Origin of the sequence: Paraburkholderia graminis (assembly GCF_003330785.1) — a bacterium.
Classification (GTDB): domain Bacteria; phylum Pseudomonadota; class Gammaproteobacteria; order Burkholderiales; family Burkholderiaceae; genus Paraburkholderia; species Paraburkholderia graminis.
The window spans coordinates 2418552-2445117 of sequence record NZ_CP024935.1; the positions used below are offsets into that span (position 1 = coordinate 2418552).

Below are 26566 nucleotides of genomic sequence, written 5' to 3' on the forward strand. Positions count from 1 at the left end.
ATCCTTCATACTTGACGACGAAAATACGCAGGAGCAGACAAGTGACTTACGCCTACAAGCTGATGGATTCTCCGGTCGGCCAATTGAAGCTCGTCGCCCGCGGCGATCGGTTGACCGCCATTCTGTGGGAGAACGACAAGCCGAACCGTGTGCGGCTCGGTGAGTTGGTGCTCGCCGACGATCGACCGATCCTGCTCGAAACCGAGCGTCAGTTGCACGAGTACTTCGCGGGCAACAGAGACGCGTTCGATCTCGCACTCGACTTTCAGGGCACCGAGTTTCAGAAGAAAGTGTGGGCCGCGTTGTTGACGATCCCATTTGGCCAGACACGTACTTATGCGCAGATCGCCGCGCAGATCGGCAATGTCAACGCCGTGCGTGCAGTGGGTGCCGCTAACGGTCGGAATCCTGTTTCGATTGTGGCGCCGTGCCACCGCGTGATAGGCGCATCCGGCGACCTCACGGGCTTTGCGGGCGGGTTGGCGAACAAGATGCTGTTACTCGCGCTGGAAGCAGGGCAAACGTCGCTTGAAGCCGGCGCCGATGTGCAAACGCAAGTCACTGCAGCGACTACCAAAGCTGCCGCAAAACGCTCACGCGCTGCGGCGCCCCGCGGCATGCAGGGTTCGTTATTCGGCAATTGACGGCATCGGCGGAATGCGTGGCAGAAGCTAGAGACAGGCACGTTCAGAAGTTCGAGAAGAACGCCCGTGCCGCGAGCATGCAAGAGCCCGCAACCAGTTCTCCATGATAAGAACGCAATACCGCTGACGCGCCGCCGTCCGTGGCGCCTGCAGCCACCGCTTCTTTCGCAACGTCGGCCTTCGCGTTCGCAAAACCGCGCTTGAGCGCCGCGAATGAATCGTCGGCTCCGGTGACGGGCGAGTCGACATCCAGCACCGAAGTGAGTCCCGCCGGCACTTTCGCGTTGAGCCAATACGCCTGCTCGATGCGTGCGTTGAAGAAGTACACCATCGGATCGGCACCGCCTCCGCACAGTAGCACTGGCGCCTTTGGCACCCAGTTACGCAAATCATTACGCTTGAACGCCTGTCGCAGTGGATGCAGCGGATTTGCCGCGGGCTCGACGCTTGGCGTTGCGTTGGGGAACGCGCCATCACGATTCGCCGCGGCGTCTTCGAGAAGCGCGCGGCGATAGCTGTTGCGCACGAGATGGGCGTCGCCGAAACCGGCTGCGAATAGCCGTGTCAACGGAGGTGGCGTGAGAGCCGGCGATGCGGGCGGCGTCATCGACTGAAACTGCGCGGCAGGTGGCGTGCTGCTGAAAAGATGCGACGGCGGCAACTTTCGCTGCGAGAAAATGGTATCGAGCGATTGCGCGCTCGGCAGCAGTTGTTCGATGTCGGGTGCGTAGGCGGCTTCGAAGAAGTCGTCCGGCTTGCGGTACAGGTTCTTATAGGCATGCTGATAACCGGTCACGACCAATGTCGTGAAGAGCGTCGAGCCGAGACTGACCTGGCCCGCGCTGATGGCGTCGGCAGTAGCGGCAAGCGCATACGGGCCCGAGCCTGGCGCGGAGGCTGTCACGCTAACGCCCGCTGCCTGCAACGCGCGATGCGTTGCGAGCGCAACGAAACCGCCTTGCGAATAGCCGGTGATGAACAGCTTGCCGTTCTCGCGAATTGCTGCCCGTTTGCCTTCGTCGTTGAGCACGACGCGCGCCGCCCGCAGCGAGTCGATCATATCGGCGGACTGCTGGTCGGCGTTCAGATAAGGATGGTACGGAAGATCGGAGCCGGCATAGCCCGCATAGTTGCTCGCCGCGACGATGTAGCCGTGAGCGGCGTACATCGCGGCGACGCTGAGGCCTTCGCCCGCGCCGCCGTTCTCTGGATCGCTTTGCGTCACGTCGGCGAGGTTGTACTTGCGATACGCGGTGGTGCCGTGCGCATACAACATCATGGGACGCGGCCCGCTGCACGTCGCGGACTCGCCGTGCGGGATCATCAGTGCGCCGCTCGCTGTTGCCGGTTCGCCGGCGGCGCCGATGGTGCGATAACGGTAATAGACGATCTGCACGCCGCAAGCAGGCGCGCCCGCCATTTGCATGAGTTGCTGTCCGGAGGGGCTTGATGAAAGCAGCTTCGACAACGCTGCAGCATTCAACCGCGAGGTGACCCGATGATCGAGCAGTTGGCCGCGCGCGCGGCATGCTTTATCGCACGACGAGTCGGCTTGCGCTGGGCCGCCCGCGGTCAACGCAATACATGACAGCAGTGCGAGGGCTGCGATGCGGGTGGGTTGTGGCATGCGGGGTTGCTCCGGGACATGGATTGGCGAGTGGATCGTCGAGACTCGTCGATTGGCGATTCACACGCGTCAATATGCCCGGTTGGGGCTGATGGGACAATATCGTTTCGCGGTTTTAGGGTTTGGGCATGGGCGGGGTTGCGTCGTATTAGGCAAGAACAGGCGCGAAACGACGCTCAAATGAAAAGCCCCGCCGAAGCGGGGCGCGCGGTCCACTCTATTGCCTGTCGCTCAACACCTTTCTCACCGCCGCGCAGTCTGGGACCTTGGACCTTTCCATGTCATCGGGACATGCGAGCCATTTATAAAACTCGAGCTCTTGTGTCGCGATCTTCGCGCGGCATGAGGAGACCTGAAAATCCGTGTCCGGCGTGTAATCATTTCGCCATTCATTGAATGAATACGCGATTACGGAACAGTCGGACTTAAGTTTGTCATTCCAGATCTTATAGTTCTTATCTAGCTCAGCCCGCCCGCCGTCACTAGCGAGCGCTCTTATGCTTCGATACAGCTTTTCCGAGTCGGAAAGAATTTTATCTGTATCCCTTTTTGAGCAGGCCAGAAAATCGTCGCGTGTTTTTGCGTCGTTGTCGCAGGCGGCATTCGCTAATGCCGAAGCTGAAATAAAGATAGCTGTCGTGGCTAGGGCTAGTCTAGTGATCCGCATTATAATCTCCCGAAGCGAATAAGCGACCCTCAGCGCGGCGACGTTTCACAAGCCCGTGCGGTTGCTGCCCGCCTGCCCATGTGTATTCCATGAATTTCGCCGGCACGCGGTCATACTGGCCGGTGTTTACAAGACCAAGCAGGCCATCATTATGGTGGCGCAAATTGTAAACGAAATCGACCAATGCATCGTATTCGTACTGAAACAGCGGAACATTTATTTTTTGGTTTACGATTCGCTGCGGATCCCGTAAATCCTGGTGCATTAATTGATGCGCCTGTACGACGGTTATACCGTTCAGAAAAGGAGCTTCCGAGGGTGCGCCCGATATCGGTCCCATGTGGACCAGGTGTCCGAAGCCAATAGTCGTATTTCCTCCGCCGCCCGCACCATCGTTGTCATATAAATGTGCGCGGAAAGCCTCCCACGTCTCAATAAAGCCGATTCCCGCCTGAGATATTTCCCATGGCTTGCACAGCCGGTCAGTCTGCACATTCACACACGAATTGGAATTTGTATTCGTTACCGCTGTTGCAAGTGCGTCGGGCATCAGACCTCCTGCCTGTGACCATAAGTGTTATCGGCGACAAGTGCGACGTTGAGACCGTAGATCGACAACCCGGACGTTGTCCGGATCACATAACCGCCGCGCTCGCAACGTGCGCCACTCGTCGCGAATGCATACGTCCTGCCTTCGCCATCTTCCTGATTCGGCATTCCCATACTCCCAAGAAACCAACGGAAAGACCGGTCGCGTCGCGGCCGGTGACAACGGAGCGATGTTGCGGCCCCGATTGACCATGCTCGCGTGGCACTTGCGCAGTGCGAAATAGGACCGGTCTGAAAAGTTGGGGAACGTGGGACGGGAAGATAACGGCAGTACGCCGTGACGGTTCACTGATTGATTGACGACGAATGCAGCCTGAGATGGCCAGACATTTCGACGGTGGGAGTTTCCCTTGAATAGTCGGGGCCCGCGCAAGGTGGGCTTTGTTGCTGCTGGCCCTATGTCTTCAATAAGGGCGACGATACGCGACCTCTACGCCAGGTAGTTGTCGCCGATGCCGGACCTGGGCGCCGACCTAAACGCACCGCAACCCTGACTCATCCCCCCGACGACCACCCACCGCCGCCAAAAGAATGCCCACCACCGCCGCCAAAGCCCCCGCCCCCGCCCCCGCGGCCAAAGCCTCCGCGCGACGTCACTGCGGCAGCATGCATCGACATTGACGCTCCCGAGCCGCGAGTGAGAATGCGCTGCGCAACAGTGGCCTGCTCGGTGAAAGCAGCGTGCGCGGGAGCCGGCTCGAGCGCCCTCGTCGGATGACCACCGGCATCGTATTTCAACGCAGGCCTCAGCGGTCCTGACTGCGCACTCTGCTGAGTCTGACTACCGTCCCCATGGTAGACCGTGCCCGAACGCGTGTAGTACGGACCGTACCAGTGCGCAATCACACCGGTATGCGAACCTCCCGCGCTTCCCGCCACACCATTCGTTGGTGAGCTGGCGACCGCATCGCTCGCCGGCACGTCAGCGGTCTGCGTAGCGATCGGCGCCTCTCTGCAATCCGCCACCATCGTCCAGTCGGCGAGGCAGTCCTCAAGTGTCTCGTAGCTCGCACGCGTAACCGGCACGCCTTCATCAAGTTCGCTGTCGTCATCGCTGCTGGAGCATGAATGCACAAGTGTGCCGCCAGCCAATGCGGCACAGGCGCCAATCAGCAGCAACTTGGGCAAGCCCGACTTTTTTTGTTGAATGAAGTAAGCACCCGTATGAGCCGGCGCTTTTTGCGCGCGATCAGCCGAGTGAGCAGCCGTCTGAGCCGGCAGCGCGTGTTGCGCGCGTTCACCCAGGCCGAAAGCGGCCACATCGCCACTTTTCCGAAAGAAGTGCGGCACGAAATAGCTGGTGTTTTTCGCGATGGGCCCGGCTTCTTCACGAACGCATAAGCCGCTCGGAACATCGTCGACGATCCACACGCCCAGTGTCGTGTACAACCCGCCGAAGCGCCGCGCGGGGCAATAAGCCTGATACACGAAGCCTTCGTCGCCGTACTGCCCCGGATTGTGAAAGCGGCCCTCCGGCGTAACCAGCGTCAGGCTTTCGCCTTCACGCGAATAGATAGGCTTTGTCGCATGCGGGCGTCCGTCAAAAGATGCCTCTTCGAAACTCGCCTCGAGCAAGTTCGGATGTCCCGGAAACAATTCCCAGAGAATCGGAAGTATCGCCTTGTTCGAAAGCACGGCCTTCCACGGCGGCTCGACCCAATGCATGGTGCCGAGGCCCAATTGCGGACCGTATTCCGACTGCGCCATCCATTCCCACGGATACAGCTTGAAAGCAACCTCGATCCGCTCGTTGTCGGCATCGTAAAAGCGGCCCGCGCTATCGGTGCCGATTTTCATCACGTCCACGAGCTTGACCGACCAGCCCGCCTGGACCGCAGTGTCCATCAGATATTCGACGTTGCACACATCTTCCTGGCTGTCGAACGCGCAGGCGAAGTGAAGCAGTTTCGCTTTCCGATAGTGCTTGCGAATCCAGCGCCAGCGCGCAATAAGCGCTTCGTGCAAGCTATTAAACTGGTCCGCCTTCGGCTGAACGGACTCCCTCCAGGACCACTGCGCGAGGCTCGATTCAATAATGGACGTCGGCGTGTCGGCGTTGTACTCGTACATCTTCGGCACGCCGTGTGCGTCGAGTGTCATATCGAAACGGCCGAACAATGTCGGTTCGTCGCTATCCCACGACTTGCGAATCAATTCGGCGAATTCCGGCGCGATCGCCATACGCGAGAAGCGATCGTGATCGATCACATGCTGCACGGCCTCGAGGCAGCGTGAATTAAGCTCACGCGCGGCCGCGTACAGCGACTCGATCTGAGCCTCGCTGAATTCGTATGCCGCGTCTTCGCGCCAATAGTAAAACGTATTGCGGTCGACTTTGCGCGGCTGGTTATGCTCATCGAGCGAATGAAAGTGAAAGCCAATACGCTCGAGTTCGGTTGGCCAATTAGCGCGTGGGATCTGTTTCGTGCGTTTCATGAACGGGACTTATTGCTCCAGCATGAATTGGTCGAAGACCAGGGAATTGTCGGTCCGGCATGGCGACCAATCCGTGAAATGTGCCGATAACGGCGCCCACGCATGCGCCGCTGCATTCAACACGGTTTGATGATCGAGCGCGTCGGATTCAATGACACCGCGTACCGGGTTCTGCAAGATCCATTGCATTGCAGCCGCAATGCTCGACGCCACCTGCAGGCTCGTTGCGGAGTTATATGGCGCGACGGTCCGTGCGCGGTCTATATCGAGTTGCGAGCCGTACCAGATCGCGCCGTATCGCGGACTCATCAACAGCACGCCGAGTTCGTCCATGCCGGATTCGATGTCGTCCTTCATCACGCGATGCGTCGTGATGCGTCGGGCGGACCGGTCATCGAGCCATTGCATCGACAGACTCGTCGCCTCGGTCGGCCGATACGCATAATAGACAGTCGGCCTGTAAGCAGACTCACCGCGAGACTCGCACGTCAGATATTCGGCGATTGAAATGGACTCATTGTGCGTAATCAATCGTGCATTGAACGGCCCGTGAGTCGGCGACCACGAGCGCACCCATGTGCGGTGTCCGGGTCTATTCAGCGCGATGGCCGCACCGCCGCCATCAGCGTGACGATACGCCGTAGCGGGAAGGCGAGTTTCATGCGTGCCCCAGCCGAGTTCGGCGTCTTGCAGGCATTCAGTGATAAATCCCTCTGGCGACCACGTATTGGCGAATTCGAACGGCTCCGGCGGCCGTGCATGCTGGCTGTCGTATTCGCTCACCTGAACGACGCGAACGTCGAGCGCCCTAGCGAGGCCAGCCCATTGCCCGCGTGTGAACGGCATATCGGCGAGCACATCGGCCCTTCGTGCGAGCCGAAGCAACGCCTCCTTCACGAGCGCCGACACGAACCCCGGATTTGCGCCATGCGCGACCAATGCGGTAGCACGGTTTTCACGGCCTTTTGCAAACTTCAGCAAGCGAACTCTGAGCGCATGGTTAGTGAGAAACGATGAATCGTGCTCTTCATAAGCCCACGGTTCGATCCCACTATCGAGATAAAAGGCGCCGCAGTTCTGAGCCAACTCGATGAGATCGCAACTGCTTACGCTCGGCGCGAGATTAAGGATAAATCCGCCAGGCGAAAGCTTCGGCCCAAGCAACGAAATGTAATTCGACTCGCTAACCGTCGCCTCGACCGCTTTCAACTTATGCCGCCGTATGATCGACAGACGCGCTTCGTCCAGCACCCTGTCCACGACGACGATAGGTACTGACGGAAACACGCGTTCGAGCAAAGGCAAAACCGCTTGACCGATGCAGCCGAAGCCGACGATCAGGATTTCTGTAGGAACCATTTTTCTAGTTGTGGGCCGGCCCGATATAAGCGAAGACAGCCATCTTAATCGCTCGTCATGCCGGATGAACAGACGAAGTCAACTGCGAGAAGTTTCCCGTGCAAGGTTCGCTATTTACTGCGCATAACCGGCGAAATTTCTGAGCGCGCCGTAAGGCGCATTCTCGCGCTCGCTTCGTCCGATCGCCCTAGCCCAATTCGCAACACCACCTTCCCCAATCACAAAGCCCGAAGTCGCGCACCCGCCCACTTGCTTTTCCCCGCACGCCCCGCCGCCAAACCCGCCGCCTCCCCTCGCCCATCCGACTGAACCTGGAACGTATGAATCGACGCCTCCAGCAGCCTGGCCTGCTCGGTCAACGTCTGCGCGACCGCGGCGGCCTGCTCGACGAGCGCGGCGTTCTGTTGCGTCACGCTGTCCATCTGCGAGACCGCGTCGCCGACCTGATCGATGCCTGCGCTCTGCTCCGACGCAGCCGCGGCGATGTCGCGCATCACGCCCGAGAGCCTTCCAATCGCCTCGCTCGCCGCCTGAATCGTGGTGCCGGTTTTGTCGACCAGTTCGACGCCGTTCTCCACGCGCCCCACCGCGCGGCTGATCAGCGTGCGAATTTCCTTCGCGGCGGCCGCGCTGCGCTGCGCCAGCGTGCGCACCTCGCCCGCCACCACCGCGAAGCCGCGCCCTTCGTCGCCCGCGCGAGCCGCTTCGACGGCTGCGTTCAGCGCGAGAATATTGGTCTGAAAGGCAATGCCTTCGATCACCGAGATGATCTCCACCATCTTGTGCGATTCCGTCGATATTTCCTGCATCGTCGACACCGCTTCGGCCGCCATCTGTCCGCCATGCGTGACGATCTGCTCGGCGCTCGCCGTCAGTTCGCTCGCCGTCTGCGCGTTCTCCGACGTCTGCCGGACCATCGCGGTCATCTGCTCCATGCTGGCCGCGGTCTCTTCGAGCGAAGCAGCCTGGCTCTCCGTCCGCGCGGACAGATCCGTATTACCGGCGGCAATCTCGCGCGCGCCCGTCGCGACCTTGTCGGCCGCGCCGCTGATCTGCACGATGGTGTTCGCAAGCGCGTCGCGCATCTGCCGCATGGTGTGCAAAAGGCTCGAATCGTCGCCGGTGCGAATGTCGATCGGAATGACGAGATTGCCTTGGGCGATTTCACCGGCGACATGCGCGACGTAGGCCGGGTCGCCGCCAATCGTGCGTTGAATGCTGCGATTCGTGAACGCGACGAGCGCGGACAGCAGCAGCGCCACCGAGGCGAACATGCCGCCAAGCACATAGAGCGACTGCATGAACGCGGCGTCGATATCATCGACATAAGCGCCGGTCGCGATGATCCAGTCCCACGGCGCGTAACGCACGACGTAACCGATCTTGCCGGCCGCGGCGGACGGCGGATTGCCTGGATGCGGAAACACATAATCGACGAAGCCGCCCTCCGGCGCCTGCGCCACCGCGGCGAAGGTCACGTAGTGATGACGGCCGTCGGCATCCTCGACGCCTGCAAGGTCCTTGCCGTTCGTCGCGGGTTTCATCGCGTGCATGATCATGCGCGGCTTCGAATCGAGCACGAGGAAGTAGCCGTCTTCGCCGTAACGCACGTTGCGCAGACGCTCGAGCGCCTGCTTGCGCGCGTCGGCCTCGCTCAGCGCCCCGCTTTGCGCGAGCGACGCGTACTCCTTCACGATGCTGAGCCCGACGTGGCCCACGTTCACGAGGTCGTGCTTGCGCTCTTCGATGCGCGTCTCGCGCGACAACCACGCCGCCGACACCGACACGGCGAGCAGCGCGAGCAGGCTGACGACGAGCGGCAACCAGAGCTTCTGCTTGAAATTCAATCGGTGCATGCTCACGTCCCTGTTTCGTCCGGTTCAGGAAGGTCGATGACCGGCTGCACGAACCGCCGATGATTCCGGCCGCCATGCCGCATCACACGACCACTCGACCTGTTTATCGGCAGCGACAAGGGCGGCATGTGTAGAGACAAACCCTTTCGGTGCGCGCCCTCAGTTGAAAGCGCGCATTGCTGCGGACGCGACGCAAGCCGCTCGACGTTTTCGCATGAAGCAAACCCTTAAGTTCCATCAAGCGCTGTCGTTTACATGGCATGCGGCGGTTATTCGATATTCGCGTCGCATATTGAAACGTCAACAGTTCGCTCATCCGGCAGTTTCTTTACCGGATAAGAACATTAGAAAATAGTCCCTACTCGAAATGAAAAAACTCTTCGCCAGTTTCGCTATTGCCGGCACTTTGCTGACCACGGGTTGTGCAACTGTTGCGCCAATGTCGCCAACCACGGCCATGAGCTCCGTCGATACGAGCAAAAACTCCTACGCGTTGATGACGGTGACGCTTAAAAACGCTTATCACACGAGCTATCAGCCGAGTCCCATCGTCGTGCACATGGAGCGCGGCGCCGCGGATAGCCGCGCCGACCGCCTCAATTTCAAGTTCGACGATCAGGCGACCACGACGAGCGACAACGGTAATCACTATTTCGTCCGAATTCCGCTCGCGCCCGGAAAATATGTGATGCGCGGCATCACCGGACAAAGCGGCATATTCCCATTTCACGGCATGTTCTTTACGCCGCTTCACGAAACCGTGGAAATCAAACCCAATTCGATTGTGTACCTTGGCCACGTCGACGCCACCGTGGTCGAACGCAAGGACGGTGAGTTGCGCGCGGGGCCGGTTATTCCACTAATCGATCAGGCAGCAACCGGCTTTAGCGGCGGCACCTGGGATATTCGCGTCAGCGACGAGTTCGATCAGGACGTGGCGGAATTCAAAAAGGATTTCCCGGCGCTGACGAACGCTTCGATCGAGCGCGAAGTTCTCCCCGCGTGGGACAAGCAGAAAGCGACCGAATGGTGGGCCAATCACTAAAGCCTTTGCCTGATCGATGAACCGCGTGCGAGCGCGCTGCTGGTTTGATGCGCTCGCACGCTTTCCTCTGCACAAAAACCCACCACCAATAGTTTCAATTAAGGGCTAACCCGTATAATGACGAAGTGGTCAGACAACTCGGCTCACGGTTGTCTCGATCTCGCGCGGTCCCGCGCTCCATCGTCAATCGTTCTCCTGCCCAGATCCGTGACTACCACTGCCGCTGCTGCCGCGCTGCCCTTCCGGAACGCCCTCTTCGCGATGCTCGGCATCGGTCTCGTCAACATGCTGGTCGCGCTCGATCAAACGGTCGTCAGTACCGCGCTGCCGTCGATCGTCGCGGAACTGCACGGCTTCGAGTACTACGCGTGGATTGCGAGCGCGTATCTGCTGGCGTCGGTCGTGACGGTGCCCGTGTTCGGGCGCCTCGGCGATTACTTCGGCCGCAAGCGCTTCGTGATCGCCGCGGTCATCACGTTCACGGTGGCGTCGGTGCTGTGCGGCGTCGCGAACGACATGCTGTTTCTCGTGATCGCGCGCGGCTTGCAAGGCGTGGGCGGCGGCATGATGGTCGGCACGGCGTTCGCGTCGATACCGGACCTGTTCCCCGATCCGCGCGCCCGCGTGCGCTGGCAAGTGGTGATGGCTGCGGCCTACGGCATCGGCACCGCCGCCGGGCCGTCGCTTGGCGGCTGGATGAGCGAGCATCTCGGCTGGCGCTCCACGTTTCTGATCAACCTGCCGGTGGGCGCCGCGGCGCTGTACTTCATCTGGGCGCATCTGCCGAGCTTTCAGCGTCCGCATGAAGGCGAAGTCAAGATCGACTGGCTCGGTGCGGGACTGGTGGCGGCTGTGTTGGGCGGCCTTCAGGCGTTTATCGAAGCCGTGCCGAAAGACGGTCTGACCGCGGGCAACGTGACGCTCGCCGTGTGCGTGGTCGTCGGCGCGATCGCGTTGTTCGTGTGCGAGAAGCGCGCCACGCATCCCATCATTCCGCTCGATCTCTTCAAGGACTCGCAGCTCGTCACGCTGTTCACGCTCGGCATGCTGTCGGGCTTCGTGATGTTCTCGCTGATCTTTTTCGCGCCGCTGCTTCTGCAAGGCGGGTTCGGTCTTTCTCCGCAACAGGCCGGGCTGCTTGCCACGCCGATTGCCGCATGTATCGCGCTTGGCAGCGTGCTCAATACACGCATCGTTATTCACATGAAGAAGCCGACGCGCATTCTTTCCATTGGCTTCGGGCTGCTGTTGTTCGCGTCGATCGGCATTGCGTTCGCGAACGCGGATACGCCGCATCTATGGCTTGAATTGCCGATGGCCGCGGTCGGCGTCGGACTCGGCTTCATCCTCAACAATCTGAATGTGTTCGGCCAGGAGATTGCGGGCCGCGAGCGCTTCGGCATCACGACTGCGCTGTTGCAGTCCACGCGAATGGTCGGCGGCATGTTGGGCACGAGCATCGTCGCGACTGTCGTGCAGCATCACTATCGCGATGTGGTCACGCGCACGATGAGCGTGCTCGGCGAGCCGGCGGCTTCGCAATGGCGGCCGCGTTTCGTCGATCTGCGTATTTTGATCGACGACGCTTCGCGCCTGAAGCTGATCGCCGACATGAAGCCGTCGGGGCTCAACACGCTCGCATTGATCGACACGGCGCGCGATGCGCTCGTGCAGTCGATTCACATCGGCGTATGGCTGACTGCCGTCGCGGCGCTTGCCGCCGCGTTGCTCGTGCAGCGGATTTCGCATGTCGTGTTCCGCCGCGGTTGAACGTTGGCTCGAAGCATAAGCATCGCGCTTTGTGCCTCGAGCTGGCGGAACACGTGGCCCGCCTTACTGCGGGCCGAGCTTCCTGATCAGCGCGTCGAGCTGCGCGAGTTCTTCTTCGGTGAGATCGGTCAGCGGGGCGCGCACAGGACCGGCGTCGCGCCCGACGAGTTTCGCGCCCGCCTTCACGATACTCACCGCATAACCCGCGCGACGATTGCGAATCGCCAGATACGGCAGGAAGAATTCATCGATCAGGCGCGACGTGGTCGCGTGATCGTCCGCGGCAATCGCGCGATAGAACTGCATCGCGGTCTTCGGAATGAAGTTGAACACCGCCGACGAATACACCGGCACGCCGAGCGCCTTATACGCAGCGGCATAAACTTCCGCGGTCGGCAGGCCGCCGAGATACGAGAAACGGTCGCCAAGGCGACGGCGAATCGTCACCATCGCTTCGATCTCGCCGACGCCGTCCTTGAAGCCGATCAGGTTCGGGCAGCGATCCGCGAGCCGTTCAAGCATGTCCGCGTTCAGCTTCGAATTCGCGCGGTTGTACACGATCACGCCCATGTTCTTCACCGCGTTGCACACCTGCTCGACGTGCGCGGCAATGCCTTCCTGCGAAGCCTCGGTCAGATAGTGCGGCATCAGCAGCACGCCGCTCGCGCCGAGGCGTTCCGCTTCCTTCGCATATTCGATCGCCACGCGCGTCGGGCCGCCTGCGCCCGCGAGAATCGGCACCTTGCCTTTGCAGGTCTCGGTCGCCGTGCGGATCACGTTCGTGTAGTCGGTCTTGGTGAGCGAAAAGAATTCGCCCGTGCCGCCCGCCGCGAACAGCGCGGTCGCGCCATACGGCGCGAGCCATTCGAGCCGCTCGGCGTACGTGTCGGCGCGGAAGTCGCCTTGCGCGTCGAAGTCAGTGACCGGAAAAGACAACAGGCCTTCGGATACGATCGCTTTGAGTTCTTGCGGTGAAGTCATGATTGGGTTGCGTGAAGATCGTCAATAGTGGAATGAGCGCGCCGCTCGTTCGCGTAGTTCACGTGGTTCGCGTGGCGCGCAAGCACGCATCAGCGCACGAGGCACGGACGCTTGTTGTCGAATGTCCAATTAGGAATCAGGTACTGCATCGCAACGCCGTCATCACGCGCGCCCAGGCCGTGCTGCTGATAAAGCGCGTGCGCTTTCTCGAGCTCGTCCATATCCACTTCGACGCCGAGGCCCGGCTTCTGCGGCACCTTCACCTTGCCGCCGACAATCTGCAACGGCTCGCGCGTCAAACGCTGGCCGTCTTGCCAGATCCAGTGCGTGTCGATCGCGGTGATCTTGCCGGGCGCGGCGGCCGCGACCTGCGTGAACATCGCGAGCGAGATGTCGAAGTGGTTGTTCGAATGCGAGCCCCACGTGAGGCCCCAGTCGTTGCACATCTGCGCGACGCGCACCGAGCCTTGCATGGTCCAGAAATGCGGATCGGCAAGCGGAATATCGACGGACTGCAACTGGATCGCGTGACCCATCTGGCGCCAGTCGGTTGCGATCATGTTGGTCGCCGTCGGCAAGCCCGTCGCGCGGCGGAATTCGGCCATCACTTCGCGGCCGGAATAGCCGTTCTCCGCGCCGCATGGGTCTTCTGCATACGCGAGCACGTCGTGTTTGTCGCGGCACAGGCGCACGGCTTCGGCGAGCGACCACGCGCCGTTCGGGTCCAACGTGACGCGCGCGTTCGGGAAGCGTTCGGCGAGGGCGGTCACCGCTTCGATTTCGGCGTCGCCCGACAGCACGCCGCCTTTCAACTTAAAGTCGTTAAAGCCATAGCGCGCTTGCGCGGCTTCGGCGAGGCGCACCACCGCTTCCGGCGTCAGCGCTTCTTCAGTGCGCAGGCGCTCCCAGTCGTCGCGCCCTTCAGCGCCGCTTGCGTACGGCAAGTCGGTCTTCTTGCGATCGCCGATATAGAACAGATAGCCGAGCATTTCCACTTCGTCGCGTTGCTGGCCTTCGCCGAGAAGCGCCGCAACCGGCACGCCGAGATGCTGACCGAGCAGATCGAGCAACGCTGCTTCGAGCGCGGTCACCGCGTGAATCGTCGTGCGCAGATCGAACGTCTGCAAGCCGCGGCCGCCGGCATCGCGGTCGGCGAACTGCGTGCGCACTTTGTTCAGGATAGCTTGCAAATTACCGATCGACTGGCCGACGACGAACGGACGCGCATCGTCGATCGTCTTGCGGATATTCTCGCCGCCCGGCACTTCACCCACGCCGACACGACCGGCGCTGTCGCGCAGAATCACGACGTTGCGCGTGAAGAACGGACCGTGCGCGCCGCTCAGATTCATCAGCATGCTGTCGCGGCCCGCAACGGGCACGACGCGAAGTTCTGTGACGGTGGGCGTATCGTTTGGATTCGAAGGTTTCGTGGACATATCAACTGGACCTGGTAAGTGAATGGGCCTGACGGTGACGAGCGGTCAGTGTGCGTTGCCTTGCAGCGGATCGCGCAGGGCGTTGCCGTCGCCGCGCCGGTTGCGCGCGAGGAACGCCGCCGCGGCTGCGATCAGCGACGCCACGCCGAGGCCATAAAGACCGCCGGTAATCGAACCGGTGTGCTGCTGCAAATAGCCGAAGGTGGCGGGCGCGAAGAAGCCGCCCAGATTGCCGATGGAATTGATCAACGCGATCACCGCGGCGGCGACGCGTGCATCCAGATAGCCTTGCGGAATCGGCCAGAACAGCGAGGCGGCCGCCTTGAAGCCGATCGCCGAAAAGCAGATTGCGACGAACGACAGAACCGGATTGCCCGACGTCGACGCGAACAGACCGCACGCAGCGATCACGAGCGCGACGGCCAGCCACGCCTGCTGGAAACGCCACTTCGCCGAGAGCAACGCGAAGCAGTACATCGCGACCATCGCGATGAGCCAGGGAATCGCGTTGAGCATGCCGACTTCGAAATCGGACAGACCGCCGATCTTGCGGATGATGGTCGGCAGCCAGAACGTGGCCGCGTAAATCGTCAACTGGATCGCGAAGTACAGCAGGCAGAACAGAACGATCTGCGGGTCCTTCAACAGCTTGATGGCCGGCAGATGCGCGCCGCCGTGCGCGACGCGCTCGGCCTGTTCAGCGGCGATCGCGCCTTCGAGCACGCGTTGCTCGTCGGCCGTGAGCCACGACGCGTCGCGAATGCGCGACTTCAGGAAGATCCAGCTCACCGCGCACAGCGCGATTGAGAAGCCGCCTTCGATCAGGAACATCCACTGCCAGCCGTGCAGGCCGAGTCCGCGAATCGACAGCAGGCTGCCGGTGATCGGACCGGACACCACCGACGCGATCGCCGAGCCGGACAGGAAAATCGCCACGGCCTTGCCGCGCTCTTTCTGCGGCAGCCACTGCGTGAAATAGAACACCACGCCGGGGAAGAAACCTGCCTCGGCCACGCCGAGCAGGAAGCGCAAGACATAGAACGAGGTTTCGTTGGAGACGAAGGCCATGCACGCCGCGACGACGCCCCACGTGCCCATGATGCGAGTGAGCCACGCGCGCGCGCCGTACTTCTGCATCAACACGTTCGACGGCACTTCGAACAGCGCATAGCCGATGAAGAAAAGGCCGCTGCCGAGGCCGTACGCCGCCGCGCCGATGCCGAGGTCGGTCTTCATGTGAGCGTTGACGAAGCCGATGTTCACGCGGTCGATATAGTTCGCGATGAACATGATCAGGAAAAGCGGCAACACGTGCCGCTTGACCTTCAAGACGGCGGATGCGAGAGGATCGAGTGCCGTGGTGAGAGCAGAGTTCAAGGGAGTCTCCGGTGTCGGCCGTCGGGCGGCCGTGGTCTGACGTCGCGTGCGGTTTGACAGGTCTGCTGAGGCCCAGTCAGGCCGCACGAGATATGTTGTCTGATGACAGTCTACAGCCGTTCGGAGTGGGTTTCCAATGTGGTGTTTACCCTGCGTTTCGCCGTGAGTACGCTTGGTTGCAGCGTCGGCTGGGGTTTGGTCCCAACGGAAATGATGGCTCCTCGGCAAAATAAGACGTCTGATGTCTCGTCGCGTATCAACCGTCAAGAATTGGCCCGGTTAATTCCCGCGCTTCACCCAACGCGTCATGGATTTTCGCGACAGACGCTATGATGGCTAATGTCCAGACGTCACCAGACGTCGCGCGCGCACGCGAGGCGCGCGTTTTCAGCCGATGATCAACCAGCCACAACACAGAAATGAGCAGCCTGACTGAGAAAGTGGTGGCCACCCTTTCCGATGAAATCCGTCGCGGCGTCCTGAGACCCGGCGACCGCATACCCACAGAAGTCGCGATGATGAAGCAGTTGTCCGTGAGCCGCTCCGTCGTCCGCGAAGCGATCTCGCGCCTGCAGGCGGCACGGGTGGTCGAAACGCGCCACGGCATCGGCACGTTTGTGCTCGCGCCCGCCGCCGAGAAAACCATGGAACTGCCCGCCGCCGATCTGTCGAGCATGCTCGACGTGATGGCGATCATCGAATTCCGTATCGATGTGGAAGCGGCGTCGGCCGCGCTCGCCGCAGCGCGGCGCACGGAGCAGAGCCTGAAGCAGATGCGCGCGGCGCTTCTGCGCTTCGAGTCGGAACTCGAGCGCGGCAGTACTGACACGCTCGCGCATGACGTCGAGTTTCATTTGCAGATTGCGCGCGCAAGCGGCAATCGTTATTTTTTCGACGTGTTGAGCCAGTTAGGAAGCGGAGTCAGTCCGCGCACGCGCCTCGGGTCAGCGGAGATCGCGAAGCTCGATCAGATCGAAACCCTGCGCAACGTGCTCAACGAGCATCAACTGATTTATCGCGCGATCGAGCGTCAGGACCCCGACGACGCGCGCGCCGCCATGCGCATGCATCTGAGCAACAGCCGCGAACGGCTGCGCCGCGCGCATGAGTCGAGTGAGGCGGAGAGTAGGGGGCGGTGATGCGGCGAGGGCCGACCGTTTCGACTTACGGCAAGTTTGTGCAGCAAGCTGCTGCACAAACTTGCCGTGGTTTCATGTCGCAACCGGCGCCTCCACCTCCAACCCCATCAACGCGGAACTCAGCGATTTGCCGTGCGCGTCGAGCGCCAGCGAACGCGTCACTCCGCCGCCGAGCGCATCGCCGAGCACAAAATTGAATGCGGCAATGGCGGGCAGTTCATAGCGCATCACATTGCCACGCACGACGTCGCCGAGATGCGCTTTCACGCGCTCCGGCGTCAGCACGGCGCGCAAATGCTCGTAGTGCCGCGCGTCGTAACAGATGACCGAAATGTTCAGCGTGTTGCCCTTGTCGCCGGTTCGGGAATGAGCAAGCTCACGTAGTTTCATCTCACGCCTCCACCATGGTGAACGTCGGCTTCACCTGCTCGCGCGGCAACAGCACCGACTGAACCGCAACCACTTCGCGCGCCGACTTCGTCACGCCGCCGCCGCCGGCCGGACCATTCGTGTACAGCGTCTCGACTTCATTGCCGATTCGCACGGCCTGCGCGAGCGATGCAGTGCGTCCGGTCACGCGCGCCCGCACTTCGTACGGCTCGCCGGAACCAGCCGCGAGCGTTTCACCGTGCAACGCATTCACACCGATCAGATCGAAGCGCAATTCATGCGTCTGCACGCCGGTCAACGCAAGCCGCTCGCGCACGATGTCGAGCGCGAGGCGAGCACGCGCGAGCGCACCCGGACCCGCATACGAAATCTGCCCCTCGCCGATGAAACCGTCGAAATAAGCCACCGACACTTTCAACGTATCGGTGCGCGGCGCGCCGTTGCCGCCGCTCACGCGCACGCGGTCTGGGCCTTCCTGTTCGATATGCACGGCCGAAAAGTCCGCGACCACGTCCGGTTGCAAATAGCGCCGCGGGTCGTGAATCTCGTATAGCAACTGCTCCTTGCAAGTCGCCTCGGTCACGCGTCCGCCCGCTTGCGCGAGCTTCGTGATGACCACCGCGCCGTCCGGCCCGACTTCGGCGATGGGAAAGCCGAGTCTCGCGAGCGCGGGCACGTCCTTGAAACCTGGGTCAGCGAAGTAGCCGCCGGTGATCTGGCCCGCGCATTCGAGCAGATGGCCGATCACCGTCGCCTGCCCGAGCGTCGGCCAGTCGTCCATGCGCCAGCCGAATTCGTGGATCAGCGGCGCGACGAATAGCGATGGATCGGCCACGCGTCCGGTCAGAACGATCTGCGCGCCGGCCGACAGCGCGTCGACGATCGCGCCAGCGCCGAGATAGGCGTTCGCCGAGACAAGCCGCGTGTCGTAGTCCGCGACGCGCTCGCCGGATTCCTCGAAGCGGTAGTCGCCGCTGCGCACGGCGTCGAGCACATCGTCGCCCGTGATCGCTGCAATACGGATGCCGCCGAGGCCGAGCGAGCGCGCGATTTCGGCCGTCTTGCGCGCCGCCGCGAGCGGATTGGCCGCGCCCATGTTCGAGACGATGCGCACGCCATTGCGCGACGCCGCGGGCAACACCGCGTTCATGCGCGTTTCGAGCAACGGGTCGTAGCCGAGCTCGGGATTTTTGCTGCGCGCCTGTTGCGCGATAGCGATGGTCCGTTCGGCGAGACATTCGAACACGAGGTAATCGAGCGCGCCATGCTCCGCGAGTTCGACTGCGGGCTCGGTGCGATCGCCCGAATAGCCGGCGCCCGCGCCGATCCGGACAACACGTTCATGCTGAGTGACTGTCATGCTGCTCACACCTGTTTGCGTCAAGCTCACAATGAGAATATCCCCAACGCGACGCACGCAATCGTCATCACGATGCTCGCGCCGAACAACAAGGGGAACGTGAATCGCTGATGGTCGGCGAGATCGATGCCGCACAAGCCGACGACCAGAAACGTCGCGGGCGTCAACGGGCTCACCGGGAAGCCGGTTGTCATCTGTCCGAGCAGCGCGGCCTGGCCGACCTGCACGGCGGGCACGCCAAGCTGCCCCGCCACTTCGGCGATGACCGGCAGGACCCCGAAGTAAAACGAGTCGGGATCGAACAGCATGCTAAGCGGCATCGACAGAATGCCGAGCGCGACCGGGATGTGGCTTGCCATCGCGGGCGGGACAAAGCCGACCGCGGCTTGCGCCATTGCCTTCAACATGCCGCTGCCCTGCATGACGCCGGTGAAGACACCGGCGGCGAGCAGAATGCCGGCCATCATCAACGCGGCGCGCGCGTGCGCGTCGATCCGTTTGCGCTGCATGTCGACGTTCGGGTAGTTGACCATCAACGCGACGCACAGGCCGACCATGAACATGATCGCGGGCGGAATTTTTTCGCCCATCACGACCATCGTGCCCAATACGACGAGCGTCAGCACGATGTTGAACCAGAAGTTTTTCGGACGACGCAAGGCCTGCTCGTCGGCTGTCAATTCGCGCTTTGGCATCGGCACGGAACCGCTTGCGGCGGTAAGACCGAGCCGCTTTTCCTCGCGGCGTCCGAGCCAGAATGCGACGCCGAATACGAACACGAGGCCGATCGCCTGCACCGGAATCAGCGGATTGAACAGCGATGAGATGGGCAGATGCAATGAAGCGGACGCGCGGATCATCGGGCCGGTCCACGGCAGAAAGTTGATGCCCGCGGCCATCGACACCGCCGCGGCCAGCACGCGCCGGTCCATCTTCAGACGATCGTAAAGCGGCAGCATCGCCGGAATGGTGACGAGAAAACAGACCGCGCCGGAGCCGTCGAGATGAATCAGCAGCGCGAGCAGCGTCGTGCCCATCACAATGCGCGTCGGCCGCGTGCCGACCGCGCGCAGAATGCGGTCGATGATCGGGTCGAGCGTGCCCGCGTCGGTGATGGTGCCGAAATAGAGAATCGCGAACACGAACATGCCGACGACGGGCGCAAGGCCCTTCAGTCCGTCGATCACGAACTTGCTCGTTTGAAAACCGAATCCGCCGATCAGCGACGCGGCGATCGGCACGATGATGAGCGCCACCAGCGGCGACATGCGTTTCGACAGAATGGCGCCGAGCAGCACGACGATGGTGGCCAGCCCCAGGAATGGCAGCATGTGCTTGTCTCCGATGTTGTTTTTTACTGCGATCCAGCGTAATTTCCATGCAGCGATAAATCAATTGAAATGAATTGATCGCAGCAATTACGGGTTGATATGGATCTGAACCTCCGGGACATTCGCGCTTTTATCGCCGTCGCGCAAACGGGCAGCTTCACGCAGGCGGCCACGCGCCTGCATCTTTCGCAGCCGGCGCTGACCGTACAAATCCGGCGGCTCGAGGAAACGCTGGGCTTGCGGCTTTTCGACCGCAACAGCCGCAAGGTGGCGCTGACGCCGACCGGCCGGGACGTGCTGCCGCTTCTGCAGAAGTCGCTGCACGACATGGAGCATGTGCTGATCGACGCGCGGGCGCTCGGCGACGGCGCAAGCGGCACCGTGCGTATCGCGTGTCTGCCGACGTTCGCGGCGAGCTCGCTGCCCGAGCTGGTGCAGGCGCTGAAGGAAGCGGTGCCGCGTGTGAGGTTTCAGGTGCGCGATGTCGTCGCGAGCATGGTCAATACGCTGGTGCGCAATGAGGAGGCTGACATTGGGCTGACGGGCGGCGAACTCGACGACGCGAATCTCGAAGTGCTGCATGCGGGCATCGACAGGCTCGTGGTTGTTTGCCCGAAGCGGCACGCGCTCGCTAAACAGCGGCGCAAGATCACGCTCGCCGACCTTGCCGCGACGCCGCTCGTGCTGACCGCGCAAGGCACGAGCGTGCGCGCGGTTGTCGATAGCGCGTTTGCCAATGCGCGTTGCGTGCCGGAGATTGCCTGCGAGCCGACTTACATGATGAGCGCGGTCGCGATGGTTCGCGCGGGGCTCGGCGTGACGATACTGCCGGCGTCGGCGCGTGAAGTGCGAGCCGAGCCGGAGCTGGTGGCGCGTCCCGTCGACGATCCCGCGTTCACGCGGCCCATTGCGCTCATCAAGAAGCGTGGCCGAACGTTGCCGCCTGTGACGGAAGCCTTCGTTGCGATGCTGATTGCGAAGCTTGACGCAGTGTGAAGCGCGGTCCGGCCAGCTAAATCTCGTAGGCTTGTTGCTTTGCGTGCCGCGATGCTGGCACGCTGGCGTATCCAGCCGCCAACCCAGTGCAAAAAACCGGAGACAGCCGCGATGACCTCTTCCGCCGACCCACACGACGACGCTCTCGAACATTTCGAGGCGCACGGCGCGCCGCCGCTGCCGGCATCGAACGACTCGGGCTGGATCGAGCACGAGGGCGCGCGCATCTGGTATGCGGCTCATGGCAAAGGCGCGCCGGTGATTCTGCTGCACGGCGGCCTGGGCCATAGCGGCAACTGGGGTTATCAGGTGCCGGCCCTGCTCGATGCAGGCCACCGTGTGATCGTGATCGACAGCCGCGGTCACGGACGCAGCACGCGCGATGCGCGGCCATACAAATATGAGCTGATGGCTTCCGACGTGCTCGCGGTCATGGACGCGCTGTCGGTCGAGCGAGCGGCAATCGTCGGCTGGAGCGACGGCGCTTGCGTGGCGATGGTGCTGGGCATGGCGGCGCCCGAGCGCGTCGCGGGCGTGTTCTTCTTCGGCTGCAATATGGACCCGAGCGGCACGAAGGAATTTGTGGCGACGCCGGTGATCGATCGGTGTTTTAGCCGTCATCGCCAGGACTATGCGCGGCTATCCGCTACGCCCGACAACTTCGATGCGTTCGTCGCGGCCGTCAGCGAAATGATGAGGACCGAGCCGAACTACGCCGCGCCTGATCTCGCTCGTATCCGCGTGCCGGTGCTTATCGTGCAGAGCGAACACGACGAGTTCATCAAGCCGGAGCACGCCGAATATCTCGCGCGCAGCATTCCCGGCGCGCAATTGCGCGTGCTGCCAGGCGTGAGTCACTTCGCGCCGCTGCAACGGCCTGTGCTGTTTAATGAAGTGATGCTCGGGTTCGTTGCGCGCGTGCGTTCGTGAAGTTTTCGCGAAGGCCGCCTTCACGGCACATACCTGTCCGCATCGCGCAGGCCCCAAATTTCACGATGTGACACGCGCCCTTGCTTCGTAAAAAACCGTGGTGCGTGGCACAAATCCGCCATTTCGCAATGCCGCCCCGCGTTGCACATCGCGAAACAAAGCGCGTAAGTGACTGTTTTTACGCTACATTTTTCCTTCGAACCAACCATCTAACTCCGGCTTGCGGCCCCGACTGCTGACGTAGACTCTTTTACAAGAGCACGCGGTTCATGCGGTGCAGTGAGTTGGATGGGACGAAACGCAATCTGACGACCCCTCGCACTCCCACCCATGACGCCGCCAACGCACCACGGTTTTTTATTGGCAATTGGGAGACGAAAAATGAAAGGCTTTCGCTTTGGATCGGCTCAGGGAGCGTTCTATATTCTGCCCGGCCACGACGGTTGGGAAGCAACCTACGGCAACGACAAGCTCGGCGAGTTCTCGAGCCCGCAACAGGCGGCCGACGATCTCGCGCGCGGCTTGACCTGCCCGCATCTGTCGGAAGTCGATACGTCGACGCTGGAAATTCCCGAGAAACTGAGCGACTGGGAAATCGTTCACGTTTGAGGGACCGCATGACGCGCGTCCGCTTGATGGAGCCAGAAACGACGATGGCGCTCGAGAGCGCCATCGTCTTGCTTACCGCTTACTTTTGGGCGTGCGTAGGTGCGTGCACCCGTGCTTTGGCGCGCGCGTCATTCCGCACGCCCGTCAGCATATCGCCCAACACATCACGCGATCGAGTCGACGATCTGGTTCAGCGTCGCGCTCGGGCGCATGGCCTTGCTCGTCAGTTCAACGTTCGGACGGTAGTAACCGCCAATGTCTACCGGCTTGCCTTGCGCTGCGCGCAGTTCGTCGAGAATCTTCGCTTCGTTGTCGGCCATTGCCTTCGCCACGCCGGCGAACTGAGCCTGCAACGCGGCGTCTTCGGTTTGCGCGGCCAATGCTTCGGCCCAGTACATCGCGAGGTAGAAGTGGCTGCCGCGATTGTCGAGACCGCCAACCTTGCGCGCCGGCGACTTGTCGTTATCGAGGAACTTGCCGGTTGCCTGATCCAGCGTCTTGGCCAGAACCTGCGCCTTCGGATTGTGATACGCGTTGCTCAGATGTTCGAGCGACGCGGCCAGCGCCAGGAATTCACCCAGCGAGTCCCAACGCAGGAAGCCTTCTTCGACCAGTTGCTGAACGTGCTTCGGCGCCGAACCGCCCGCGCCCGTTTCGAACATGCCGCCGCCAGCCATCAGCGGGACGATGGACAGCATCTTCGCGCTCGTGCCCAGTTCCATGATCGGGAACAGGTCGGTCAGGTAGTCGCGCAGCACGTTGCCGGTGACCGAGATAGTGTCCTTGCCCGCGCGGATGCGTTCGAGCGAGAACTTCGTTGCGTCGACCGGCGTCATGATGCGAATGTCGAGACCGTTCGTGTCGTGGTCCTTCAGATACTGCTCGACCTTCTTGATGATCTGCGCGTCGTGAGCACGAGCCGCGTCGAGCCAGAACACAGCCGGCGTGCTGGTAGCGCGCGCGCGGTTCACGGCGAGCTTGACCCAGTCCTGCACCGGGGCGTCCTTGGTCTGGCACATACGCCAGATGTCGCCGGCTTCCACCGCCTGCTCGATCAGCACCGCGCCGCTGGCGTCGGTCACGCGGACCACGCCATTAGCCGGAATCTGGAACGTCTTGTCGTGCGAGCCGTATTCTTCGGCGGCTTGCGCCATCAGGCCGACGTTCGGCACTGTGCCCATCGTGACCGGATCGAATGCGCCGTTCTTCTTGCAGTCTTCGATCACTGCCTGATACACGCCCGCATAGCAGCGGTCCGGAATCACCGCCTTGGCGTCGTGCAGCGCGCCGTCGGCGCCCCACATCTTGCCCGACTCGCGAATCATGGCGGGCATGGATGCGTCGACGATCACGTCGCTCGGCACGTGCAGGCTCGTGATGCCCTTGTCCGAATTGACCATGGCCAGTTGCGGACGCTGTTCGTACTGAGCCTTGATGTCGGCTTCGATCTGCGCGGCGGTTTCAGCCGGCAAATCCTTCAGGCGCGCGTACAGGTCGCCGATACCGTTGTTCGGGTTGAAGCCGGCTTGCGCCAGCGCGTCGGCATGCTTGGCCAGCACGTCTTTGTAGAACACCGACACGACCTGGCCGAAGATGATCGGATCGGACACCTTCATCATGGTGGCCTTCAGGTGGACGGAGAACAGCACGCCCTTCGCCTTGGCGTCGTTGATTTCCGACTCGATGAAGCTGCGCAGCGCGTTCTTGCTGAGCACCGAAGCGTCGATGATCTCGCCCGCCTGCACCGGCGTCTTTTCCTTCAGGACCGTCTTCGTGCCGTCGGCGGCCGTCAGTTCGATCTTCACCGTGCCGGCCGCTGCGATCAGCGCCGACTTTTCGCTGCCGTAGAAGTCGCCGCCGCTCATGTGCGCCACATGCGACTTGGAGTCCGCGGACCACACGCCCATCTTGTGCGGATGCTTGCGTGCGTAGTTCTTGACCGACAGCGGCGCGCGGCGGTCCGAGTTGCCCTCGCGCAGCACCGGGTTCACCGCGCTGCCCTTGATCTTGTCGTAGCGCGCCTTGACGTCTTTTTCAGTGTCCGTCGTGGCGACGTCCGGATACGGCGGCAGCTTGTAGCCCTGGTCGCGCAATTCGGTGATCGCGGCCTTCAGTTGCGGCACCGAAGCGCTGATGTTCGGCAGCTTGACGATGTTCGCTTCAGGACGCGTGGTAAGTCCACCCAGCTCCGCCAGATCGTCGGAACCCTTTTGTTCCGCGGTCAGGTAGTCCGGAAATGCAGCGATGATCCGGCCAGCAAGCGAAATATCGCGCGTTTCAACGATCACGTCGGACGAGCGCGTGAACGCCTTGACGATCGGCAGCAGCGAATAAGTCGCCAGAGCAGGCGCTTCGTCGGTGAGGGTGTAGATGATCTTCGGCGGTGTGGACATGTTTGATGCTTTGCTAGGTGAAGTGAGAGACAGAGCGTGGGAAGCGCTGAGCCAGCGAGTTGCGACGAAGCAGCAAAACGCAGCGCGACCCGCGGCACTACTTTTTACGGCCCGACCGTGAGTATATGCGTGTTTTCGTCCGTCCGCTGCTAAACAAACAGGCCGAAGAAGCGGGTCAAACTAGCCGGATGCCCGCCAGATAAGGGTTTCAACGATTTGCCCTAGGCCGAAAGACATATGTCTTATAGATGACTCAGCACCCACAAGCTCGCGATCAATGAGAATCGCTCTCAACTATCGCCGCCCACCGCGCCTGGATGATGTAATCGGCCGCTTAACAGTCGGCGGAATGTCCGACCGCACCTTCAATCGCACCTTCGACCGCATCGCGCTCGCGGTAGCTCTGCGCCATCGCGACCACCACCTTGCGCGGTCCTTCGAACGGATCGCGCGCGTGCGCCGTCAGCATGTTGTCGAGCATCAGCACGTCGCCGGTCCGCCACGGAAACACGATGCGCTGTTCGTCCAGCACGCCGCGAATCTGCGCGAGGGCGTCCGCTTCGAGCGGCGCGCCGTCGCCGTAATAGACATTGCGCGGCACGTTCTCGATGCCGACGGAATCGATCAGCGCCTCCTGCATGTCTTCATCGAGCGACGAAAGGTGGAACAGGTTTGCCTGATTGAACCAGACGCGCTCGCCCGTGCGCGGATGCCGCGCGACCGCCTGGCAGCGCTCGCGCGTGCGCAGAAGCAGTTCGCCGTCTTCGCTGTTGCGCCATTCGCATTCGATGCCGCGAGCGCGGCACACGCGCTCCACCACGCGCGGATCGTCCGAGCCGAACGCTTGCTGCCACGGCAAGTCGAGTCCTTGTCCGAAGTTGCGCACGTAAAGCAGTTCGCGGCTCGCAAAGCGCGCGACGAGCGCCGGATCGAGTGCGCGGTAGATCGCGCGGCTATCCGCGATCGGCGTCGCGCCGCCGGAACGGGCGGCGAGCGCGCAGTGAAACCAGATGCGCAACGGCCATTCGCACGTGTACGATTGTTCGTTATGCAAAGGAATCGAACGATGCGGCGGATATTCCGTCGACGTGTACACCGCCCCCTCAACCTGGCTGCGCGGCGTCGACGCAAATTCATAACCGATCAGCGGATGCCCGAACGACGCCGCGAAAGCCTGAAACGCGTCGATCGATTCGACGCGGAAGCCGGTGAAGAGCACGCCGCCCGCGCGCTCGAGGTGTTCATCGACGATTGCATGCAGCAGCGGCGCCGCCTCGTGCAGCGACATAGTGGCGGCGCCCGCGCGCGGCGAAACGACGGCCGGCAGCCCCGGCTCGATGGAGAGATCCGCGAGCGAGGGCCGCGGCATCGAAAGCATGGTCATACGAGTCCTCTTGCAGAAGCGGCGCGCCGGCTGCATCCAGAGCCGCATACGAGCAACCGTGCCGACGATACGATGACAATCTAACGCAAACGCGAATCATTCTCAATAAACATGTGAAATAGACTTAAACTCCAACACCCTCGGCTGAAGAGAATGCCGAACAGCGTCGACTTCGCGGCCGAGCTGCCTAGCGGCGGATTCGAATCTGGTACAACTGAGAACTG

Annotated in this window: 22 protein-coding genes; 7 read left to right on the plus strand and 15 right to left on the minus strand. The window is 61.9% G+C overall.

The features are described 5' to 3' along the window. Positions 1 to 41 precede the first annotated feature (41 nt). A complete protein-coding gene (locus CUJ91_RS28940; protein ID WP_114157754.1) occupies positions 42 to 644 on the plus strand; it encodes a methylated-DNA--[protein]-cysteine S-methyltransferase in 603 nt (200 codons plus the stop codon). A gap of 43 nt (positions 645 to 687) precedes the next feature. Here CUJ91_RS28940 and CUJ91_RS28945 read toward each other — a convergent pair whose 3' ends face one another. The 7 genes from CUJ91_RS28945 to CUJ91_RS28970 form a co-directional block, all read right to left on the minus strand. After that, positions 688 to 2271, minus strand: a complete 1584-nt coding sequence (locus CUJ91_RS28945) for an alpha/beta hydrolase family protein (protein WP_114157755.1) — start codon at positions 2269 to 2271, stop codon at positions 688 to 690. 217 nt (positions 2272 to 2488) lie between these two features. Then, the gene (locus CUJ91_RS28950) at positions 2489 to 2938 is read right to left on the minus strand and encodes a hypothetical protein (protein ID WP_114157756.1); all 450 of its coding nucleotides are present in this window, start codon (positions 2936 to 2938) and stop codon (positions 2489 to 2491) included. Continuing rightward, on the minus strand, positions 2925 to 3488 hold the full coding sequence (locus tag CUJ91_RS28955) for a lysozyme (RefSeq protein ID WP_114157757.1): 564 nt from the start codon (positions 3486 to 3488) through the stop codon (positions 2925 to 2927). Before CUJ91_RS28955 ends, CUJ91_RS28950 begins: the two co-directional genes overlap by 14 nt. Continuing rightward, positions 3488 to 3655 carry a hypothetical protein gene (locus CUJ91_RS34215; RefSeq protein WP_161966599.1) on the minus strand — a complete coding sequence of 56 codons (168 nt, stop codon included), beginning with the start codon at positions 3653 to 3655 and terminating at the stop codon, positions 3488 to 3490. The genes CUJ91_RS28955 and CUJ91_RS34215 overlap by 1 nt, the downstream gene beginning before the upstream one ends. A 387-nt stretch (positions 3656 to 4042) precedes the next feature. After that, positions 4043 to 5983, minus strand: a complete 1941-nt coding sequence (locus CUJ91_RS28960; RefSeq protein ID WP_114157758.1) for a glutathionylspermidine synthase family protein — start codon at positions 5981 to 5983, stop codon at positions 4043 to 4045. 9 nt (positions 5984 to 5992) lie between these two features. Continuing rightward, a complete protein-coding gene (locus CUJ91_RS28965; RefSeq protein WP_114157759.1) occupies positions 5993 to 7342 on the minus strand; it encodes a saccharopine dehydrogenase C-terminal domain-containing protein in 1350 nt (449 codons plus the stop codon). 218 nt (positions 7343 to 7560) lie between these two features. Continuing rightward, positions 7561 to 9198, minus strand: coding sequence for a methyl-accepting chemotaxis protein (locus CUJ91_RS28970; protein WP_114157760.1), 1638 nt, complete (start codon positions 9196 to 9198; stop codon positions 7561 to 7563). Between the two features lie 457 nt (positions 9199 to 9655). On the opposite strand from CUJ91_RS28970, the gene CUJ91_RS28975 reads away from it, so the two are divergent. Continuing rightward, the gene (locus CUJ91_RS28975; protein WP_232292224.1) at positions 9656 to 10243 is read left to right on the plus strand and encodes a hypothetical protein; all 588 of its coding nucleotides are present in this window, start codon (positions 9656 to 9658) and stop codon (positions 10241 to 10243) included. Positions 10244 to 10504: 261 nt separating this feature from the next. Beyond that, the gene (locus CUJ91_RS28980) at positions 10505 to 12013 is read left to right on the plus strand and encodes an MFS transporter (RefSeq protein WP_114157761.1); all 1509 of its coding nucleotides are present in this window, start codon (positions 10505 to 10507) and stop codon (positions 12011 to 12013) included. A 63-nt stretch (positions 12014 to 12076) separates the two neighbouring features. Here CUJ91_RS28980 and kdgD read toward each other — a convergent pair whose 3' ends face one another. From kdgD to CUJ91_RS28995, 3 genes are all read right to left on the minus strand, one after another. Continuing rightward, positions 12077 to 12994 (minus strand): 5-dehydro-4-deoxyglucarate dehydratase, encoded by a 918-nt coding sequence (gene kdgD, locus CUJ91_RS28985; protein ID WP_006047196.1) that lies wholly within the window; start codon positions 12992 to 12994, stop codon positions 12077 to 12079. Positions 12995 to 13083: 89 nt separating this feature from the next. Beyond that, on the minus strand, positions 13084 to 14433 hold the full coding sequence (gene gudD / locus CUJ91_RS28990) for a glucarate dehydratase (protein WP_114157762.1): 1350 nt from the start codon (positions 14431 to 14433) through the stop codon (positions 13084 to 13086). A gap of 45 nt (positions 14434 to 14478) precedes the next feature. Further along, positions 14479 to 15810 (minus strand): MFS transporter, encoded by a 1332-nt coding sequence (locus CUJ91_RS28995; RefSeq protein WP_114157763.1) that lies wholly within the window; start codon positions 15808 to 15810, stop codon positions 14479 to 14481. Positions 15811 to 16229: 419 nt separating this feature from the next. Between CUJ91_RS28995 and CUJ91_RS29000 the strand changes: the two genes are divergently transcribed. After that, positions 16230 to 16949: a FadR/GntR family transcriptional regulator gene (locus CUJ91_RS29000; protein WP_006047199.1), complete on the plus strand. Its 720-nt coding sequence runs from the start codon at positions 16230 to 16232 to the stop codon at positions 16947 to 16949. A 72-nt stretch (positions 16950 to 17021) separates the two neighbouring features. Here CUJ91_RS29000 and CUJ91_RS29005 read toward each other — a convergent pair whose 3' ends face one another. From CUJ91_RS29005 to CUJ91_RS29015, 3 genes are read right to left on the minus strand one after another with little or no spacing between them, the layout of a single operon-like run. Next, a complete protein-coding gene (locus tag CUJ91_RS29005) occupies positions 17022 to 17339 on the minus strand; it encodes an AtuA-related protein (protein ID WP_006047200.1) in 318 nt (105 codons plus the stop codon). 1 nt (position 17340) lies between these two features. Further along, positions 17341 to 18699 (minus strand): acyclic terpene utilization AtuA family protein, encoded by a 1359-nt coding sequence (locus tag CUJ91_RS29010; RefSeq protein WP_114158094.1) that lies wholly within the window; start codon positions 18697 to 18699, stop codon positions 17341 to 17343. A 26-nt stretch (positions 18700 to 18725) separates the two neighbouring features. Further along, the gene (locus CUJ91_RS29015) at positions 18726 to 20030 is read right to left on the minus strand and encodes a CitMHS family transporter (protein ID WP_029966992.1); all 1305 of its coding nucleotides are present in this window, start codon (positions 20028 to 20030) and stop codon (positions 18726 to 18728) included. Between the two features lie 99 nt (positions 20031 to 20129). Here CUJ91_RS29015 and CUJ91_RS29020 point away from each other — a divergent pair, with 99 nt between their 5' ends. The 3 genes from CUJ91_RS29020 to CUJ91_RS29030 all read left to right on the plus strand — a co-directional run bounded on the left by CUJ91_RS29020 (position 20130) and on the right by CUJ91_RS29030 (position 22565). Continuing rightward, the gene (locus tag CUJ91_RS29020) at positions 20130 to 21026 is read left to right on the plus strand and encodes a LysR family transcriptional regulator (RefSeq protein ID WP_114157764.1); all 897 of its coding nucleotides are present in this window, start codon (positions 20130 to 20132) and stop codon (positions 21024 to 21026) included. A 111-nt stretch (positions 21027 to 21137) separates the two neighbouring features. After that, the gene (locus CUJ91_RS29025; protein WP_114157765.1) at positions 21138 to 21956 is read left to right on the plus strand and encodes an alpha/beta fold hydrolase; all 819 of its coding nucleotides are present in this window, start codon (positions 21138 to 21140) and stop codon (positions 21954 to 21956) included. Between the two features lie 381 nt (positions 21957 to 22337). Further along, the gene (locus CUJ91_RS29030; RefSeq protein ID WP_006047206.1) at positions 22338 to 22565 is read left to right on the plus strand and encodes a hypothetical protein; all 228 of its coding nucleotides are present in this window, start codon (positions 22338 to 22340) and stop codon (positions 22563 to 22565) included. A gap of 164 nt (positions 22566 to 22729) precedes the next feature. Here the strand turns inward: CUJ91_RS29030 and CUJ91_RS29035 are convergent, their stop codons facing one another. Further along, positions 22730 to 24958 (minus strand): NADP-dependent isocitrate dehydrogenase, encoded by a 2229-nt coding sequence (locus tag CUJ91_RS29035; protein WP_114157766.1) that lies wholly within the window; start codon positions 24956 to 24958, stop codon positions 22730 to 22732. A 334-nt stretch (positions 24959 to 25292) separates the two neighbouring features. Continuing rightward, positions 25293 to 26342: a TauD/TfdA family dioxygenase gene (locus CUJ91_RS29040; protein ID WP_006047208.1), complete on the minus strand. Its 1050-nt coding sequence runs from the start codon at positions 26340 to 26342 to the stop codon at positions 25293 to 25295. Positions 26343 to 26566 lie beyond the last annotated feature (224 nt).

Bases quoted from the DNA above. Each gene is read 5' to 3' on its own strand.
- CUJ91_RS28945 (WP_114157755.1), bottom strand. From the start codon at position 2,271: ATGCCACAACCCACCCGCATCGCAGCCCTCGCACTGCTGTCATGTATT.
- CUJ91_RS28950 (WP_114157756.1), bottom strand. From the start codon at position 2,938: ATGCGGATCACTAGACTAGCCCTAGCCACGACAGCTATCTTTATTTCA.
- CUJ91_RS28955 (WP_114157757.1), bottom strand. From the start codon at position 3,488: ATGCCCGACGCACTTGCAACAGCGGTAACGAATACAAATTCCAATTCG.
- CUJ91_RS34215 (WP_161966599.1), bottom strand. From the start codon at position 3,655: ATGCCGAATCAGGAAGATGGCGAAGGCAGGACGTATGCATTCGCGACG.
- CUJ91_RS28960 (WP_114157758.1), bottom strand. From the start codon at position 5,983: ATGAAACGCACGAAACAGATCCCACGCGCTAATTGGCCAACCGAACTC.
- CUJ91_RS28965 (WP_114157759.1), bottom strand. From the start codon at position 7,342: ATGGTTCCTACAGAAATCCTGATCGTCGGCTTCGGCTGCATCGGTCAA.
- CUJ91_RS28970 (WP_114157760.1), bottom strand. From the start codon at position 9,198: ATGCACCGATTGAATTTCAAGCAGAAGCTCTGGTTGCCGCTCGTCGTC.
- CUJ91_RS28975 (WP_232292224.1), top strand. From the start codon at position 9,656: ATGAGCTCCGTCGATACGAGCAAAAACTCCTACGCGTTGATGACGGTG.
- CUJ91_RS28980 (WP_114157761.1), top strand. From the start codon at position 10,505: ATGCTCGGCATCGGTCTCGTCAACATGCTGGTCGCGCTCGATCAAACG.
- kdgD (WP_006047196.1), bottom strand. From the start codon at position 12,994: ATGACTTCACCGCAAGAACTCAAAGCGATCGTATCCGAAGGCCTGTTG.
- gudD (WP_114157762.1), bottom strand. From the start codon at position 14,433: ATGTCCACGAAACCTTCGAATCCAAACGATACGCCCACCGTCACAGAA.
- CUJ91_RS29000 (WP_006047199.1), top strand. From the start codon at position 16,230: ATGAGCAGCCTGACTGAGAAAGTGGTGGCCACCCTTTCCGATGAAATC.
- CUJ91_RS29005 (WP_006047200.1), bottom strand. From the start codon at position 17,339: ATGAAACTACGTGAGCTTGCTCATTCCCGAACCGGCGACAAGGGCAAC.
- CUJ91_RS29010 (WP_114158094.1), bottom strand. From the start codon at position 18,699: ATGACAGTCACTCAGCATGAACGTGTTGTCCGGATCGGCGCGGGCGCC.
- CUJ91_RS29015 (WP_029966992.1), bottom strand. From the start codon at position 20,030: ATGCTGCCATTCCTGGGGCTGGCCACCATCGTCGTGCTGCTCGGCGCC.
- CUJ91_RS29020 (WP_114157764.1), top strand. From the start codon at position 20,130: ATGGATCTGAACCTCCGGGACATTCGCGCTTTTATCGCCGTCGCGCAA.
- CUJ91_RS29025 (WP_114157765.1), top strand. From the start codon at position 21,138: ATGACCTCTTCCGCCGACCCACACGACGACGCTCTCGAACATTTCGAG.
- CUJ91_RS29030 (WP_006047206.1), top strand. From the start codon at position 22,338: ATGAAAGGCTTTCGCTTTGGATCGGCTCAGGGAGCGTTCTATATTCTG.
- CUJ91_RS29035 (WP_114157766.1), bottom strand. From the start codon at position 24,958: ATGTCCACACCGCCGAAGATCATCTACACCCTCACCGACGAAGCGCCT.
- CUJ91_RS29040 (WP_006047208.1), bottom strand. From the start codon at position 26,342: ATGACCATGCTTTCGATGCCGCGGCCCTCGCTCGCGGATCTCTCCATC.